The sequence below is a fragment of the Rossellomorea sp. ABR4_012 genome (assembly GCF_056159545.1).
Genome location: NZ_JBSWVK010000006.1, coordinates 99,692 through 116,604, shown reverse-complemented (window position 1 = coordinate 116,604; position 16,913 = coordinate 99,692). Strand labels below are relative to the sequence as shown.

Below are 16,913 nucleotides of genomic sequence, written 5' to 3'. Positions count from 1 at the left end.
ATCCCACTTGCTTTTTTTATCGTATCTCATTTTTCAACATTCGGAACTTGGCATCCATTGTCATCACACTGCATGTCGACCTCTCCCGTCACCGATTGTAGCGGCGAATGACTGTTTTCTTCTTCCCAGACCTTTTCCAATGTACTTTCAAATACCTCTGCAGGCTGAGCACCCGAAATTGCATATTTACGATTAATGACAAAGAAAGGGACTCCCTGAACACCTAGCTGCCGTGCCTCACTTTCATCAAACCGTACTTCCTCTGAAAAATGTGAACCATTCAATACATCCTTCACTTCCTGTTGATCCAATCCGACACTTTCAGCGATGGAAAGGAGAATTTCTTTATCACCAATATGTCTGCCTTCAACGAAATGTGCCTTAAACAATTTCTCCGTCAAAGGCACTTCCAATCCTTTAGCAGCTGCAAACTTTGCTAATCTATGGGCATCGAACGTATTGGTCGGGATACTTTCGTCAAAGTTAAAATCAATCCCAACCTGCGCACCATGCTCCTTGACTCCCTTGGACATGTTTTTGGCTTGTTCGATGGATGTGCCATATTTTTTGGAAAGAAGTTCATACACATTCATATCCATTTCAACCTCAGCGGAGGGATCAAGTTCAAAACTTCTGAACTCCACCTCTACGTGATGTTTAAATGTATCCAGTGCTGCTTCCAGCCTGCGCTTCCCAACATAACAGAAAGGACACACAAAGTCAGACCATACCTCTATTTTCATATTCGTCACCTCAAATAAACAATCTATTGCTTATCTTAACAAACATTCATTAAGTAAGCTTTTATTTTGCCCATGTTACTTACTTTCTCTTCGTCTTTCTCTTCTCTTACGATTCAACGCATGACAGCGGTCACAAATAGGGAAGCCAAAGTTTGGCGGAAGCTTCTTACCGCAATGCTTACATTTTTTTGAAATACTTTTTACTTCCGTTCTTAAACTCTCATGTACACCATCGGCGATTTCTTCTCTCGTTCGTTCCCAGTAATAGGCTTCGGTCTGTCTCCCTAACCGGTAAAGCAGCAATAAGTGCAGTCCCACTGCTTTATATGAAACTTCCTTCTGTTCAAGGTTCTTATTGTTTATGTCAGGCTCCGGAAGGTCTTCACCGTGGACAATCGCATGCATGGAATCCAGCCATTGCTGGGTCAGCCTGTTTTCTTTCTTTGAAAAGGGAAGATGCAAAAATCCGTATAAATCATTAAGAGAAAGTTTGGCTTCTATCTGGGTACCCCGGACGAGATCATACAGCTCTTTTTCTTCAGTCAAAGAAGCTTTTTCTGTACCATAAGGACTTTCAAACCGATCCCATAATTCAAAGAAGCTATCCAGATCATGATAGTAGCGCTGGAATCGTTCAAACACATTGCTTGTAGGGGCAATCGCAAATGTTTGGAGGGATGGGTCATCCTGATTGAGTAAATGCGACATTTTTTTTATGTCCTTGGTAAATGCTACTTTTCCAATATCATAAATGCCTTTACGCCCGGCTCTGCCTGCGATTTGTTTTACTTCCTGAGAAGTAAGCAGCCTTCTCCTTGTCCCATCAAATTTATCGTTTTCAAGAAAGACGATCCTTCTTATCGGTAGATTCAACCCCATACCGATTGCATCTGTTGCGACGATCACCTTTGTTTTTCCTTTAATGAATTGCATCATTTGTTTTTTTCTGGTCTCAGGAGGCATACTGCCATAAATCATACTGACTTTATGGCCGTTGTTCTGCAGCCGCGATGCTGTATCCAGTACTTTCTTTCTTGAAAAACAAACAAGTGCATCTCCCTGCCTTGCATGTTTTAATTTGAATTCTTTCTTTTCAACCTGTAATGGTATCTCTCTTTCATAATTGTGGATTTCAACTTGATCTTCTCCCACTAATTCCAACAGCAGGCTGCGTACATTCTCACTTCCGATGATATGGACTTCCTTTGCTCTCGCTTTCGTAATCGCCTTATACCAAGAGAAGCCTCTATCCTGATCAGCAAGCATTTGTGCCTCATCAATCACGACTACTTCGTATTGATCTTTTTCGTGGAACATTTCCACGGTGCATGCAACATGGCGTGCTTGATCGACCTCTTTTTCTTCCTCTCCTGTCTTGAGGTTGCATGGCACACCTTCATTGTTTAATTTATCAAACACCTCGAGCGCCAATAAACGTAAAGGGGCAAGGTAAATCCCGCTCTCAGCACTCATCATGCGGTTTAAAGCCTTATATGTTTTCCCGGTATTGGTTTCACCGATATGCAGGACGTATTTGATACCATTTCTATAGGATGGACTGTACTCCTGGCCGAATATGTCTTCAAGAATACGGGCCTCCTCTTCTTGTTTACGTCTTATCAAAGCTATCTCTTCAGCTTCGCGTTGTTCTCTCTTAGCCATCGATTCCTTAAATAAGGCAAGGTGGACATCTACATCAAAAGGCTTATCGGCAAGCTGTTCCAAGTCAATGACATATTCATCCTGAATCCACTTGAAAAAGAGAGACTTTTCCTTAAGGAGTACAGGCTGTGACCATTTGATCAAACGCTCTTGAGACAGCTCTTCCCCGAATATATTTTGATAAGAAACAAGGACATCAGCAGGGAGGTTTTCATATACAAAAGAAGTAATGATATGTTCTGTATAATATGAAATAAAACGTTCATAAGGAAAATGATACGTTTCATATTCCCATAGATTACGTTCCCATTGTTCGTTTTTCTTATGGATGGATCCTGTAAATTCCTTTAAGATTTCCGAAACGGTTTTAAAAACATGGCTGCTGAGAACCCCATCTTCTTCTAACTTGTCCTCGATTGCATATGATTCCATTTGTTTATATTTCGGCTTAGTATTCAAATCACTGACTAGCTTTTTGGCAAATAAGTACCTTAGCTCGATATACCAATAAAGCTCCTGCTCCTCCACTTTTTGTTCAAGGAAGTATAGGATTTCTTTTTGGACACTTTTTCTTTGAGAAGCCGTTATCTTTTCTGCCATTTCTGTTACATAACGTTCCCTCGCCTGACGATGACGCGATATCCATTGTTGTTCATCCGGTGTATGATCAATCACCCATTCCTTTACTGGAAAAGGGTGATCGTTTCGTATTTCATTTCGAAACATTTTATTTAAAAGCTTTTTATCTACCCCTTCAACTTCGTATCCCTTATTTCGCAGAAAAGCTTTTTTATGGCTTCTGAGAACATTGTTCGTTACTTTGTTCAACCAAGTATTCAACCAAATCTTATGAAAGAATTCACTTCGTTCAGAAAGATAGTCCTGGAAAGAAGGACACTTCTCATGTGATGCCAGAAAATGTGAAATATCTTCTTCAATTTTAACTTTTGTTTCCTCAATCGCTTTCTCGCGGATAGAATCAAGGTTTTGCATGATATGACCCCTTTTTAAAACTTACTGCTTATAGTTTATTTATTTTTACCGTTATTTTTCATTCTTCTCTGTGACGGACGTAAGCTAAATTATACCTTAGCATAACTTATGTTTTTTCTAAGAACAACTTTTCATTATTAATAGAGGGCGTTTTTTGAAAATAGCTTATAGAATAGGGCACTAAAGAAAGAACCAACGGATTCATACCCGCTGGTTCATCATTATCTGCTTTAACGGCGAGCAGAATATCGTTTTTCAATTTCACTGGCTACATTATTTGTTAACTCTCTTGTCATTTCAGGTACCGTTTTTTCAATGATTGGAGTAACTAGTTTTGCCATGGAGCTGTATGGACTTATGGATAGCCGTCCTTTTATATTTGTCTGGAATCCTGACACACTATTTGCTTCGAAAGAGCCGTCACCTGAAAACTTCTCGTTAAGTCCAGTCAACGTAAAAGTTACTCTGTTTGGCTTTTTCCATTCTTTGATTTCCACCTTTGCGTGGACTTTTTTCTTTAATAATCCAGTATCGACCTTAAACTTCCATTCAGATATTTCTTCACTGATAATCGTATGATTCATATATCCGGGTGCCAGTGGCGCCCAATGATCAAGAATGCTTACAAAGTCCCACACATCCTCGATCGCTGCATCCACCACCATTTCATGAATTCCATCTACCATCCGTGACGCCTCCTTTGTGGCCATAAAGTCATTATGCAGTGCTCATTTTATGAAATATGGACACCAAATATGAAGGGCTGCTAAAATTGTTTCATTAAATGGAGAAGTTCACTCAGTTCCTTTATTTCATAATCAGGGATGACCTCTGAAGACTTGCGGTCATGACGGTTGATCCATACATTTTTTATACCTGCCTGTTTCGCCCCCTTGATGTCTGTCAATAGGTTATCCCCCACCATAATCACATCTTCTTTTCTTAGGGAAAGTCTATCAAGCGCATGCAGGAACATCGCCGTGTCAGGCTTCCCTTTTCCGATTGATCCGGAAATGACGATTTCTTGAAAATAAGGAATCAGTTCCTTTGTCATTTGTAATTTCAGGTGCTGAAGTTGAGGGGAGCCATTGGTTAAGAGAACTAAAACGTACTCCTCTTTTAACGTATTCAATACATGAAAGGTATCTGGATAAACAAAAGGATGATTCTTTCTTTCAATCCTGAAACGTTCAGCTAATTCCTTCCCCAAAGCTTTGTCGTTTACCCCCAGACTTTCTAAACCGCCCGACCAAGCTTTTTCGCGATATCCAGGCACGAGTTCCTTCATTTTCATAAACTGCTCATGATGTTCATCCTGAAATTCACCCCATAATCCCTCAAAAGGATTGATACCGATCATTTGTGTGAATTCATATGTATCGTATGAGGAATACAATTCCCTTGCATTTCTTCTTACTTCTTCTTCTAACGTGAATGGGTCGACATCCACCCTTGAACTTGCATATCTACATGTTTCATCAAAAGCACTTTGAATACTTCTTGAATCCCATAATAATGTATCATCTAAATCAAAGAATACAGCTTTCACCATTCTCTTCCCCTCCGGTCTCATTAAACTTATCAATAGATTACTAGCTCCCTTCTCTTTAGTAAAGGGATACATAAGAATAAAATAATAAGAATACAAAAAATCAGTTAATTTTAAAGAAATTAGGGAAAATAAAAGACATCCTATTAAATCATGCAGAGGTGAAGAGAATATGTGGATTGTTTATATCAGTATCGCGGTGGTGATTGCGGCCCTTATCATGCTTGCCATGAGCATTGTGAAAACGCTCAAAACCACCCGTCCGATCATCAACTCAATCAATCATACCGTTGACAACATGCAGAAAAACGTGAATCAAGTCACTGCAGAAACAGAACAGCTCCAAACCATTCAGGGAGAAATTCAGGAAGACATTCAAATGAAAAAAAGTTCCATCATGCTTACAGTGGAAGAAGCAAAGAGAACCCCTGAGGTAGCAAAGGAGTTTGCAAAAAGCTTGAGAAAGTAGGTAGTGATTATCATCCTGATATGTATTAGGATGATAATTTTTCTTGATATCTGTTAACATAATATTATTATATTATTCCTCCCTTTTAACATGACTTAGACAACATTACAATTATAAAAAAGCTATTGAGAACGAACTCAATAGCTTTTGTTCATGATACAATGGCCAGCATGATCGGAATCGTTATAATACTCATTAAAGTGGTTACAAGTGTACTGGCCGAGACTAAATCAGGTTCCGTATTGAACTGCAAGGAAAACATCGTTGTATTCGCAGCAGTCGGCATACTGGCCAAAATAATGAGAATCGACCCCAGCAACGGGGAAATTGGAAGAAATGAAACGATGATAAGTGCAATGATGGGTGAAGCGACCATTCTCATGATGATAATGAATGATAATGCGCTTCTTTCCACCTTTTTACCTCCCAAAGTAGCCAGCTGCATGCCCAGCACCACCATGATTACAGGAATCGTTGCTTGTGATATTAAATCAATGGTCTGACTCATAAACAACGGGACATCCAGTTGCAGCAATTGAAAACCTAGTCCCATGAAAGCTCCGTGAAGAATAGGCATTTTGATAATCTTCATCCAGATTTCTCTAGATTCTCTGGTTTTATCACTGCCGCTTACCGCATAATACAATCCAATCGTATTCATAAGAAACGACTGGATCACCATCATGATGACTGCGTAGCGAAAACCGAGTTCCCCAAACGCAAACAGGATCACAGGTACTCCGTAGTTACCGCTGTTCATAAAAACCCCTGAAAGAATCATGGCTGACTCTTTCGGTTTCGAATATTTCCTGATTTTAGCCACTATTTTAATAGATATAATCAATATTAAACAAAGGGCTATACAAAAGAGGAAAATATAAAGATAATCCATATTCATTTCATTTTCGTAAAATGTTTTGAATGCGAGAAATGGATACATTAGATAAATGGCCATTTTTGAAATCGAATTGATTTCGAATCCGAGTTTCTTTTGTCCGATATATCCAACAGCAAAAACCAATAATGCAGGCAGTACAATCAATATGACGTCCATTTTTTTGTCACCACAATCCAATGAAATGAGATAGGCTTGACTACAAGAGTCAAGCCTTAGTGTATCATATTTATAACAGAGGTATGATTAATCCGGCTAATAAAAGGATAAGAGCGCCGCCCAAGCGTGATGAAATTTGCGCGAATGGCATGAGCTCCATTCGTTTTGAGGCAGATAATACGGCAACATCTCCTGTTCCTCCCATATTGGCCATACATAACCCTGCCGTGATCGCAGCTTCAATCGGGTAAAAACCAACCACCTTACCAAGGATTGCCGCCCCGATGATCGCACCAAGCACCACTCCGAATACAGTTAATATATATTGAAGAGTAAGTGCTTCAAGAACTGTATTCAAGTCAGTATAAGCAACGCCGATTCCAAACAATAAGGCAAAAGTCCAGTTACTTGCTACAAATTGATACCACTGACTTGCCCCTTCTATAACATTTTCAGGAATCATATTAGAAATCTTGGCTGCAGCCACAAGAATGATCATGATGGCATATGGATGGAGGGGAAGAACATTTCCGAGCAATGTCCCGACTGCAAAAAATGTCAATGCAGCAAGTAAACCGACTCCCATCTTTTCGACATTATATTTTTGCTTTGTTTTCTCATACGTAAAACCTTTCATCAACTGTCCATTCCCGCTTAATGAAGGAACCTTCTTCCCGATCATGTCCAGTACAGAGGCTAAAATGATTGCGAAGACATTTCCTAGCGCAAGAGCAGGCACAAGCATCGAAATATAGTAGCTAGGGTCATTTCCCATCATCTCAGAATAGATTTGACTCATCGGAACAGCTCCCGCTCCCATTCCGCCGCCCATGATCGGCATCGTGATCACAAGAATGGCTTCTTGAAGTGTAAACCCGACAAGGGATCCAAATAAACCGGCGATGATGACGGCTCCTGCTACAGCTCCAAAAATCGGCAGGAAATATCGCAGCCCCACTTTTACGAGAACTTTCGAATTCATTCCTAAAATACTTCCTGTGATTAATGCAGCAATATAAAAATTCAAGAATCCTCCTGACTTCATAAAGTCAGTCATGGAAGTGACCGTTGCTTCTGGCAATAAACCTGCGTAAACCATAAAGGCAGAACCAAAAATCGCAATGATTGCCCCTCCACCCAAAAACGTCTTCACGATAGGTGTACGATCTCCTGCCCAGCCCAACAATTCACCGAGTACCATCATGACAAGCAAGGTCCCGATCATTCCTCCAGGAAGATTTCCAGTATACAAGCTTATGAGAGTGATTCCTGTAAAGACCATGAACCAAAGAATCGGTATGTTGAAAATTTGCAGCATTTGATCTTTGGCAACCGTAACCCTTTCTTTAGCTTTCTCTTCCTTATATGCAAGTGTTGATGTTACTTGTCCCATCCTTTTCATCCCCTTTGCCAAGTTTTTTAAATCTTAATACTGAAGTATTCACCTTGCATGACTTGTCTGAATCCTACTGACTGCTCTCCCCTGCTTTTCTTCCCCAACAGAAACAATATCACCCGTAAGTAATCGCTTACAATGTATTTCAATCTTATGAAAACGCTTCATATTTTCAAAGATTATGAAATTATTGATTATCTTTTGAAATTAAAAAAAGCAGCCAAATGGGCTGCCTAAAGATAGTTTTGAAGTCGTGAGCTGTTTGGTTTGTTAAACGTATACCGATAAACCGGCCTTCCGATCCCATAGATCAAGGTTTCATCCACCACACCTATTCCCTTCAGAAACTTAAGGTATTTTCTTATCGACACCCGCGAAATAGTCGTCAACTCTGCAATATCATCTGTTGAAAACGACTTTTCGCCAAAGCTTAGAATCTCTTCGTAAATGGCTGATAATGTACTCCTTGTCAGCCCTTTAGGAAGCGCAGTTTTTTCTTCAGTTTCTTTTATTTCTTTCAGCAAAAGCAAATCAAGTTCGCTCTGATCGATGGTTGTTTGACTTTGAAGCACTTGTTTACTCTGACGATAAGATGTCAAAGCTTTTTTGAATCGTTCAAATTCGAAAGGTTTAATCAAATAGTCTACAACCCCCATTCGAAGAGCGATTTGTATGTTTTCCACTTCAGATGCCGCCGTAATGAGAATGACATCTATTTCTTGCTGTACCTTCCGGATTTGCTCTAGTAAGTCCATACCGGTTTGATCCCCGGGCATGTAGACATCCAACAGAATCAGATCTACCTTATACTCTTTCATCATACCCTTGGCATCTTCTATGGAGTTTGAAATTCCTATTAAATCAAATCCTTTTATATCCTCTAAATATGTCTGATTGAGCCTGGCCACCATTGGGTCATCTTCAACGATCAACACCTTTATCATACATTTTCCCCTCCTTATAAAAAGCTTGTGCTATCATAGTCGTCCCTGAGCCTTCTTTCGATTCTACATGCAGATTCCCTTTGAGTTTATTTAAACTTTCCTTCACTAAGAAGAGTCCGTAACCTCTCCCTTCTCCTTTTAAAGAATATCCTTTGATAAAAATGTCTTCAATCGATTCCTCAGGGATTCCTTTACCGGTGTCTGTTACAATCATCTCAAACAGTCCATTCCGGTAGGATAATTCCAAAAGCACCTCTTTCACATCGCGATCCGCCGTCGCTTCAATGCTATTATCCAATAGGTTCCCGATCACCGTGATCAATTCATGTGTAACAACCGGGTCTGATGGTTCCGGGATAAAATCGTGACAATCGATGGTTAACACAACATTCTTTTCCCTGGCATAGCTCAGTTTCCCCATGATAAATCCTGCTAGAGCAGGATCTTTGACCTTTGAAGAGACGGTGGTCACTTCATCCAGCCTAAAAGAAACGAGCTCTTTTATGTAACGATTTAACCTTGTATAGTCCTTCATCTTCTCCAGGCCCAGAATCACATGCATTTTATTCATGAATTCATGCGATTGTGCCCTCAGCGCTTCTGCATATGACTTTACTCCTGTCAGCTCTTCAGCCAAGCGATTCACTTCCGTTTTGTCCCGGAAGGTAGAAATGGCTCCAACGACTTCATCATTCACAATTAATGGAACTCGGTTTACCAGAATGGATACCCCATTGATCATTTGCTCTTCATCCAATTCAGGCTTCCCTGTCTCCATGACTCTCTCCAACCTTGTTTGGGGCATATAATCTTTAATGGGTAAACCGACTGGATCACTGCTTAAACCGGCTTTATGAAATATCTTCAGTGCAGATTTATTCACTAGTGAAATCGTTGTATCCCTATTTACGGCCACAACTCCTTCATGAACCGATTGAAGCATCGTATTGCGTTCTTCTAATATTTTCGCTATCGTAATAGGCTCGAGCCCAAATAATATTTTCTTTATGTATTTGGCAATAATTATGGCTCCAATGATTCCGACAATGATCCCAATGATAGATCCCACTAAAATATTCAGGTGACTTTGATTTAATGCTTCTTCCACCCTATTCAGGGAAATCCCTACAGCTACGGCTCCAATTTGTTGATTTTCATCATTATATACAGGTGAAAAAGCCCTCACTGATTTCCCCAAAGTTCCTTCTGAGATTGACAAACTTTCCTTCCCTTTGAGCACTTCTTTCTCATCCCCGCCGACAAAGTGCTTGCCGATTCGTTCTGGATTGGGGTGAGATTTTCGTATCCCATCCATATCCATCACCACTACAAACAAAACTTCTGCAGACTTTTGAATATCAAGTGTGTATTCTTGTATTCCATCAACATCTTCCTCATTCTTTAAACCATCCTTTACAATCGTCGAATGGGCGACCGTTCGGGAAACGATCTTTGCTTTTTCTTCAATGGAAGATTCGATGTTCGCATTGATCGTCCTTGATATGAGCAAGTCGGTAAGTAAAAGGGACAAAAGGACAACGATGCAAACGAAAAGAATGATGATAGTACTTAATTTAAGCTGCTTCTTTTTCACAGGAGTCACTCCAGGTTTTTTAGTATGATTATTTATTTTACATGATTTAATCGTGATGGACAGAGCCATATTTATAAGGGAGTATTCTTGCACTTTCTAAAAGGTTGATTTAGTATAATCATTCAAAAGGTATCCTTTATTGAAAAATGACAAGTATATGGAGAGAAATGTACATGCTGCAGGAGGTTTCAATATGAAAAAGTGGGCTTTTGTATCTGATTTCGACGGCACGATAACAAAAAAAGATTTTTACCATATCGTGATTGAGAAGTACTTTGACGATGGGAAAAAGCTTTATAAGCAATGGAAATCCGAAGAAATAAAAGATATAGATTTCTTAGCGGCTGTTTTCGGTTCCATTGATCAGGAGGAAAAGATCATCATTGATGATATCAAATCAATCGAGATTGATGAAGATGTCCCCTCCTTCATAAAAAAAGTTCAGGAAAACGATGGGGATTTTTTCATTTTAAGCGCGGGAACAGATTATTATATCCACCATCTTCTGAATAATTATGGGGTAGAAGGAGTAAAAGTGTTTTCCAATGAAGGGTATTATAAAGATAAAAACGTGCATTTGAACATTGACAGCAGCCATCCTCATTACTCTGAGAGATATGGAATTGACAAAGAAAAAGTGATAACTGAATTAAAAAGAGAATATGATACAGTTTACTTCGCGGGAGACAGTGAACCGGATTCGCATCCTGCGAAGGCAGCGGATGTAACGTTTGCCTTTTCACAGCTTCAAGAACTCCTGAGGGATAAATCATTGTCATCTATTAATGTAAACAGTTTTAAAGAGATTGTAGATCACTTGCAGAAAAAGGGGCTTATTGACTGACCTTTCATAATCGCCATGTGCTTTACGTTTACCGGTGATAAGTAGTATACTGAATATGCCTCTCCCGAACATTCGCTTGTTGCGGGACACTTAACCACTGTACGGACGGGAGAGGCCTCGAATATCACAATTTATTTGCTTCAATGATTTCGACAAAGGAGATCATTGAAGCTTTTTATATTTTAAAAAAGCGCATGCTTACGGCCACGAAAACATAGTACGTGGCCGTAAGCATGCGCCTAATTGCACATTTATTCACTCAAAAAAATTTTTTAATGTTGATGGTCACTTTCGCTGTGATCATGACCTGTTTCTTCTTCAAGCGATTTCAGCTCTTCTTCAGACACATTTCCTGCTACGATGTGTTTGATTGGCATTACGTGCATGTCACGTGCTGTGACGTGGGTTTGCACGTAGTAAATTCCATCTTCTTTAAACGTAGTTTTTACTTGGTAGATACCGTCTTCCATATGTTCGGCTTCAATCATTTCACTATCGTCCTTGTTACTGCCTTTCCATAATTCAAATTTCACTTCTTCAGCATCGTCAACATTTTCTTCCCCTTGGCTCACCTTTACTTTCAAGGTTGTTTCCTGGTTGAGGGAAACCTCTTCTGGCCCCATAATTTCTGCGTTGACTTGTTCAGGTACCTTTTCACTACTTTCAGGCTTAGCCTGGTCACTGCTTTCCGAGCAGGCCGACAGGATGATAGCAGTCAGCAAAATAAGTAACATAAATAATTTCTTCACTTCTTTTCCTCCGATCATACTATTTTCGCTTATCCAAGCTTTGGTCTTGGCATTTTAAATGAGCTAACAGAATACTAAGGTGCAGCTTCTTATTCTTTTCCCCGTAATTCTGTCTCATATTATCCCTTTTATGGTTATCATAACAAAGAATTGTGAAGAAAGATTGAAGTTGCCAATTATAATTGGATCCTGTATTTCTCACCCCATTTTACACCCCTTCTCACAAAAACTTCACATTTTTACGGTATAATAAGCTACGATAAATGTAAACGGGTTACTAGGAGGTCAGTTAGTGATGAGCACGACCATATTGATCATAGACGATGAAGAGCAAATGAGAAGGCTGGTTCAAACCTTTCTGCAAAATGAAGGATACAAAGTAGCAGAAGCAGCGAACGGGATGGATGCCCTTCATTATATCCGCCAGACTCCACCTGACCTTTTATTGGTAGATGTAATGATGCCATACATGGATGGCTTTACTTTTGCAGAAGAATTGAAGAAAACGCATGATATTCCCCTCATATTTTTGACTGCGAAAGGTGAGGAATGGGATAAGGTGCACGGACTGCGCTTAGGCGGGGATGATTATATCGTGAAACCCTTCCACCCGGGTGAGTTGATTGCAAGAATTGAATCGGTTTTACGAAGATCAAAATCAGCGGCTGTACAAACTGCCTCCTTCACGGCAGGTCCCCTTACGATAATTGTGGATTCTCATTCCGCTATACTTCATGGAAAACCACTTTCTTTGACCTTGAAGGAATTTGAACTACTACTGCTATTGATAAAAAATCAAGGAAAGCTCTTTACTAGAGAACAGCTTCTTCATTTGGTATGGGGTGATCACTATACAGGAAGCGAACGGACGGTGGATACACATATAAAAACGATACGTCTCAAATTAAAGAATGAGGGACAGCTGATACAAACGGTTTGGGGAAAAGGATATAAACTAGAGGTGCCGCATTGAAAAAACAAAAGAGTTCATTAAGTCAAAAGGTCTTTCTTCTCATATTGGGGAGTATTGGAGCGACTATCCTTTTTTCATTCTTCTTCCTTCATTTTCTCTATAAAGATTTGTACCTGGAGAGCATTCGCGATTCTGTACTCCATCAGGGTGAGAATACGGCTGCCCATTATCATTACGGCTCTTTGAACGAAGAAATCATCGAAAAAATTCACTGGTTCAATATTGTTTCTGAGTATGAAGTCATCGTTGTGAATAGCTTTGAGGAGCTTGGCGAGCACTTCCCTTATAATATCGAGAACAAACCTCTCCTCAGCGAGTCAGATCGGGTTAGACTTTCAGAAGGAAACTCTGTCTTGAAAGAAGGATATGTCAAAAATTTCGACCGGGATATTGTCAGTGCCGTGTTTCCCATTCAAGGTGAAACCGGTTTGATCGGGCTCGTATTCATCTATGTCCCCCTTGAGGCCATGCAGGAAGTCTTTCAAGCAAGCATGCCGATATTGATCCTTGCAGGAACGATTTATTTTATCCTGCTATTTCTAGTGGTCAATCGGATTCGACAATCATTGTTCAAACCGCTGCATGATATGCAGAAGCTTTCGCGGGAAGTCGCAAAAGGAAACTATTCCCACCGACTTCATCCAACAGAGTTTGATGAGGTCGGACAGCTTGCTGAAGCATTCAATATCATGAGTTCCTCCCTGGAGGAACAAGAGAATCGGAAAAAGGAATTCATTTCAAATGTAGTCCATGAACTCCGGACGCCTCTCACTTATATTAACGGGTATACAGAAGCTCTTAAACAAACTATGTATTCATCTAGAGAAGAAGCAGACAGTTATTTAACTACAATTCAGCGTGAAACAAACCGCCTAAATCAAATTGTCCATGACTTGATCGACTTAAATTATCTGGAAGAAAGCCTGTATGTCATCAACAACGAGCCCATCGCCGTCGCTCAACTCCTGTATGATACCCTTGATCTCTTCAAGATCCGCCTATCACAGAAACAGCTTCAAACAATCGTAAATATTGAAGAGGATCTGATCATACTGGGGGACCTAAAGCGGATGGAACAAGTCTTCTATAATCTTGTTGATAACGCGGTGAAATACTCACCGGATAATGAAACCATCATGATTGAATTGACCAGGATGGAACACCAAATGTATTTCAGGATTAACAATAAAGGCACGACGATCAATCAGGAAGATCTACCGCGGCTAGGTGAGCGCTTCTTCCGGACAGACAAGGCGCGAACCCGGGCAACCGGTGGTACAGGCTTAGGTTTGTCCATTGTGAAGAAAATCGTCTCTCTTCACGATGGAACGATTACGATTAACAGTGATGTAGAATTGGGTACGGAGGTTCTGGTAGTGTTGAAATTGATGGAGGATACATTTGATTGATGCTCATATGGCTCCTATAGATTTTATATATAAGGCTGGTTACATTGCTTTGGCACCGTTAGCAGTAGTCATGCCCTTAGGAATCGGGATCATCACACCGTAAGCAATGGACATGTGCAAGAATGCCTAATGAAAAGAGGTTTCTCATGAAAAATGTATACATCCCTTTTGTCCTGCTCCTGGTCATGCTGTTGGCAGGCTGCGGAATTGGCAAAAACAAAGAATACCAAATGAAGTCATTCACCTTTACCGACCAGAACGGCGAGCCATTTGGAACCAAAGACTTGAAGGGTAAAGTATGGATTGCTGACTTCATCTTCACAAGCTGCGAAACCGTATGCCCGCCGATGACCGCCAGCATGGCAGCACTGCAAGAGGAAATGAAAAAAGAAGGGGTTAAAGTGGAGTTTGTTTCTTTCAGTGCCGATCCCGAAATCGATACGCCGGAAAAACTGAAAACATTCACTGAAAAATTCGGCGGAGATGCCGGCAACTGGCATTTATTGACGGGCTATACACAGTCAGAAGTTGAAGCATTCGCAAGAGAAGAATTTCAGACACTCATCCAAAAGCCTGAATCATCTGACCAGGTCATCCACTCTACCAGCTTTTATGTCATCGACCAGTACGGCCGCATAACAAACAGCTTCGGCTTTCAGAAAAGTCACTTTGATGAAATCGTGCGGGAGGTTGAGAAGCTGGATTAAGATATTGTTCAGGTGTATCCTTCTTCCCTTTGATTTGAAACGTGTAGTCACATTAAATGATGTAAATGATACAAAAAAAAAACCTGCCGTCCCCTGTTGTATTCGTATGAATATATCGGGGACGGTTGCTTTTTTTACATTCCATATTCTTTTCTATAACCATTGTGGTTAGGTACAAATAAATCTTCATCTGAATGTCTCACGTCAGAGAAATGATCAACGTTATAATGACCATCGAGCACTTGGTTATGGTGCTTGATGATCTGATCCCCCGTCAAAACGGGCGAATCTTTAGTCGAATGACCATCCTCCACCAGCGTCACATCCATTCCGCTGACGGTTGCATATCTGACGGCTGTGTCGATGCAATGTTCAGTTTGACACCCCATCACTACGACATGCTTAACATCTTTATCTTTTAGATAGCTGAGCAATGGTGTTCCATGAAATGAATTCGTCGCCGATTTGTCAAAGATCACGGAATGCTCAGGGACATCGATTCCACTGTGAACCTCGAATCCTGCTCCTTTTCCTCCACCAACATCCAGATCACGAATGAATATGAGGCTCGCTTCGGCTTCAATTGCCTTCCCGATGACGTGATTGATCGTCTCGATCAGTCTTTCTTTCTGTACAACTGGCTGTTCCTTTTCGTTTCCCTCAATTAATTCCTGCTGAGCATCGATGACAAGCAGTGCCTGCTTCAAATGAATCTCCCCTTTTGTTCAATGTCATTCTTCAATTGTTTAGAGCTAATGAATGATTTTTCATAGAAAATTTCCTTATGAGGTCTATATCATTATGTTCGACCTGTGTGAAGGAGAATCCTTTCGGAATGATGATCCATCAGAAAAAATCAAAAAACTCTGCAAACTGTACAGCCTGTTTACTATGATTTCATGAAAGCAATCGTTTCCTCTATTCCCTTCTCATACGGAGTTCCATTCAGTTCACCCATGAACTTTTCTATTTTTTCACCTGAAAGAATAGTAGGTTCCGAGTTTATATACTGCATCTCGAGTGCTTCCCGCATCGCTTTCCCAGCGAAAATAGCGAAGATCGCGAACATCGGTTTTGTGATGAAATAGAGTTGTTTCTCAGCCCCGAGTTGTTTCTTCAGAATCTTCTCCAGGTCGTTTCCGGTTATCGGAGCAACTGCTGGAATATTAAAGCTTTGTCCATACGCATTAGGGCTGTTTGCCAAATCCACCATGATCTTCGCCCCATCTTTTGTATATATGAACTCTCGTGAAACATTCCCTGGTCCAACGAATCCTGCCTTCTTCTTTTTTAAGATCTGCTCCAATGTGTAGTGTATATATGTGTTTGTAGCATTAGGACCATAGAAGTCAGGAAAATGACAAATGAACGCCGGAACAGCAGATCCCTTGATCATTTGTTCTATTTCCAATCGCAGCTTCCCTTTTCGCGTATGAGGATTCTTCACTATATTCTCCGTCAGTTTAGTGCCTCTGCTTTTTCCATAAGAATAGATATTGTCCACCATTGCCAGCCTGGCATTATTTTTTTCCGCTGTTAAGATCACGTTTTCTGTTATGGCAGCTAATTTATTTTTCCATTCTTGATATGGAAGGTTCATTGCATGGAAAATGACATCACAGCCCTTTCCTGCCTCGATAAGCTGCTTTTTCACTTCTGCGTTGCCAGTATGGATTGTAATGAGGTCCATTTCGCCAAACAACCTGCTCAACTTCTCTTTTCCTCGTGCAAATGCAACCACTTGAATCCCCCGGTTGACCAACTCCATGACGAGCGCGTACCCCATTCCTCCAGATGCACCTACAACCATTGCCTTTTTCATCTTAA

General features: G+C 40.5%; 16 protein-coding genes. 5 read left to right on the top strand and 11 right to left on the bottom strand.

Annotated elements, in window-relative coordinates:
• Positions 1 to 26: 26 nt before the first annotated feature.
• From ACXAFV_RS20340 to ACXAFV_RS20325, 4 genes are all read right to left on the bottom strand, one after another.
• Complete coding sequence (locus ACXAFV_RS20340) at positions 27 to 743, bottom strand: DsbA family oxidoreductase (RefSeq protein ID WP_475129151.1); 717 nt, start codon at positions 741 to 743, stop codon at positions 27 to 29.
• A gap of 75 nt (positions 744 to 818) precedes the next feature.
• On the bottom strand, positions 819 to 3,398 hold the full coding sequence (locus ACXAFV_RS20335) for a DEAD/DEAH box helicase (RefSeq protein WP_475129150.1): 2,580 nt from the start codon (positions 3,396 to 3,398) through the stop codon (positions 819 to 821).
• Positions 3,399 to 3,628: 230 nt separating this feature from the next.
• A complete protein-coding gene (locus tag ACXAFV_RS20330; RefSeq protein WP_475129148.1) occupies positions 3,629 to 4,084 on the bottom strand; it encodes a CoxG family protein in 456 nt (151 codons plus the stop codon).
• An 80-nt stretch (positions 4,085 to 4,164) separates the two neighbouring features.
• Entirely contained in the window at positions 4,165 to 4,950 is a 786-nt protein-coding gene (locus tag ACXAFV_RS20325; protein WP_475129146.1) for an HAD family hydrolase, read from the bottom strand.
• Between the two features lie 169 nt (positions 4,951 to 5,119).
• Between ACXAFV_RS20325 and ACXAFV_RS20320 the strand changes: the two genes are divergently transcribed.
• Positions 5,120 to 5,416, top strand: a complete 297-nt coding sequence (locus tag ACXAFV_RS20320) for a DUF948 domain-containing protein (RefSeq protein ID WP_475129144.1) — start codon at positions 5,120 to 5,122, stop codon at positions 5,414 to 5,416.
• A 151-nt stretch (positions 5,417 to 5,567) separates the two neighbouring features.
• Here ACXAFV_RS20320 and ACXAFV_RS20315 read toward each other — a convergent pair whose 3' ends face one another.
• From ACXAFV_RS20315 to dcuS, 4 genes are all read right to left on the bottom strand, one after another.
• Positions 5,568 to 6,470: an AEC family transporter gene (locus ACXAFV_RS20315; protein WP_475129141.1), complete on the bottom strand. Its 903-nt coding sequence runs from the start codon at positions 6,468 to 6,470 to the stop codon at positions 5,568 to 5,570.
• 70 nt (positions 6,471 to 6,540) lie between these two features.
• A complete protein-coding gene (locus tag ACXAFV_RS20310; protein WP_475129140.1) occupies positions 6,541 to 7,863 on the bottom strand; it encodes a 2-hydroxycarboxylate transporter family protein in 1,323 nt (440 codons plus the stop codon).
• A gap of 236 nt (positions 7,864 to 8,099) precedes the next feature.
• Positions 8,100 to 8,810: a response regulator gene (locus tag ACXAFV_RS20305; protein ID WP_475129138.1), complete on the bottom strand. Its 711-nt coding sequence runs from the start codon at positions 8,808 to 8,810 to the stop codon at positions 8,100 to 8,102.
• Positions 8,788 to 10,404 carry a DcuS/MalK family sensor histidine kinase gene (gene dcuS / locus ACXAFV_RS20300; RefSeq protein WP_475129136.1) on the bottom strand — a complete coding sequence of 539 codons (1,617 nt, stop codon included), beginning with the start codon at positions 10,402 to 10,404 and terminating at the stop codon, positions 8,788 to 8,790. Before dcuS ends, ACXAFV_RS20305 begins: the two co-directional genes overlap by 23 nt.
• A gap of 193 nt (positions 10,405 to 10,597) precedes the next feature.
• On the opposite strand from dcuS, the gene ACXAFV_RS20295 reads away from it, so the two are divergent.
• Positions 10,598 to 11,248 (top strand): MtnX-like HAD-IB family phosphatase, encoded by a 651-nt coding sequence (locus tag ACXAFV_RS20295; protein ID WP_475129135.1) that lies wholly within the window; start codon positions 10,598 to 10,600, stop codon positions 11,246 to 11,248.
• Positions 11,249 to 11,520: 272 nt separating this feature from the next.
• Here the strand turns inward: ACXAFV_RS20295 and ACXAFV_RS20290 are convergent, their stop codons facing one another.
• On the bottom strand, positions 11,521 to 11,997 hold the full coding sequence (locus ACXAFV_RS20290; protein ID WP_475129134.1) for a FixH family protein: 477 nt from the start codon (positions 11,995 to 11,997) through the stop codon (positions 11,521 to 11,523).
• A 295-nt stretch (positions 11,998 to 12,292) separates the two neighbouring features.
• Here ACXAFV_RS20290 and ACXAFV_RS20285 point away from each other — a divergent pair, with 295 nt between their 5' ends.
• The 3 genes from ACXAFV_RS20285 (at position 12,293) to ACXAFV_RS20275 (ending at position 15,086) form a co-directional block, all read left to right on the top strand.
• Positions 12,293 to 12,970, top strand: a complete 678-nt coding sequence (locus ACXAFV_RS20285) for a response regulator transcription factor (RefSeq protein WP_475129132.1) — start codon at positions 12,293 to 12,295, stop codon at positions 12,968 to 12,970.
• Positions 12,967 to 14,379 carry a sensor histidine kinase gene (locus tag ACXAFV_RS20280; protein ID WP_475129131.1) on the top strand — a complete coding sequence of 471 codons (1,413 nt, stop codon included), beginning with the start codon at positions 12,967 to 12,969 and terminating at the stop codon, positions 14,377 to 14,379. Before ACXAFV_RS20285 ends, ACXAFV_RS20280 begins: the two co-directional genes overlap by 4 nt.
• A 146-nt stretch (positions 14,380 to 14,525) precedes the next feature.
• On the top strand, positions 14,526 to 15,086 hold the full coding sequence (locus ACXAFV_RS20275) for an SCO family protein (protein ID WP_475129129.1): 561 nt from the start codon (positions 14,526 to 14,528) through the stop codon (positions 15,084 to 15,086).
• A gap of 134 nt (positions 15,087 to 15,220) precedes the next feature.
• On the opposite strand, the gene ACXAFV_RS20270 is transcribed toward ACXAFV_RS20275, so the two are convergent.
• Positions 15,221 to 15,793, bottom strand: a complete 573-nt coding sequence (locus tag ACXAFV_RS20270; RefSeq protein WP_475129128.1) for a cysteine hydrolase family protein — start codon at positions 15,791 to 15,793, stop codon at positions 15,221 to 15,223.
• Positions 15,794 to 15,975: 182 nt separating this feature from the next.
• Entirely contained in the window at positions 15,976 to 16,908 is a 933-nt protein-coding gene (locus ACXAFV_RS20265) for an NAD-dependent epimerase/dehydratase family protein (protein WP_475129127.1), read from the bottom strand.
• Between the last annotated feature and the right edge of the window lie 5 nt (positions 16,909 to 16,913).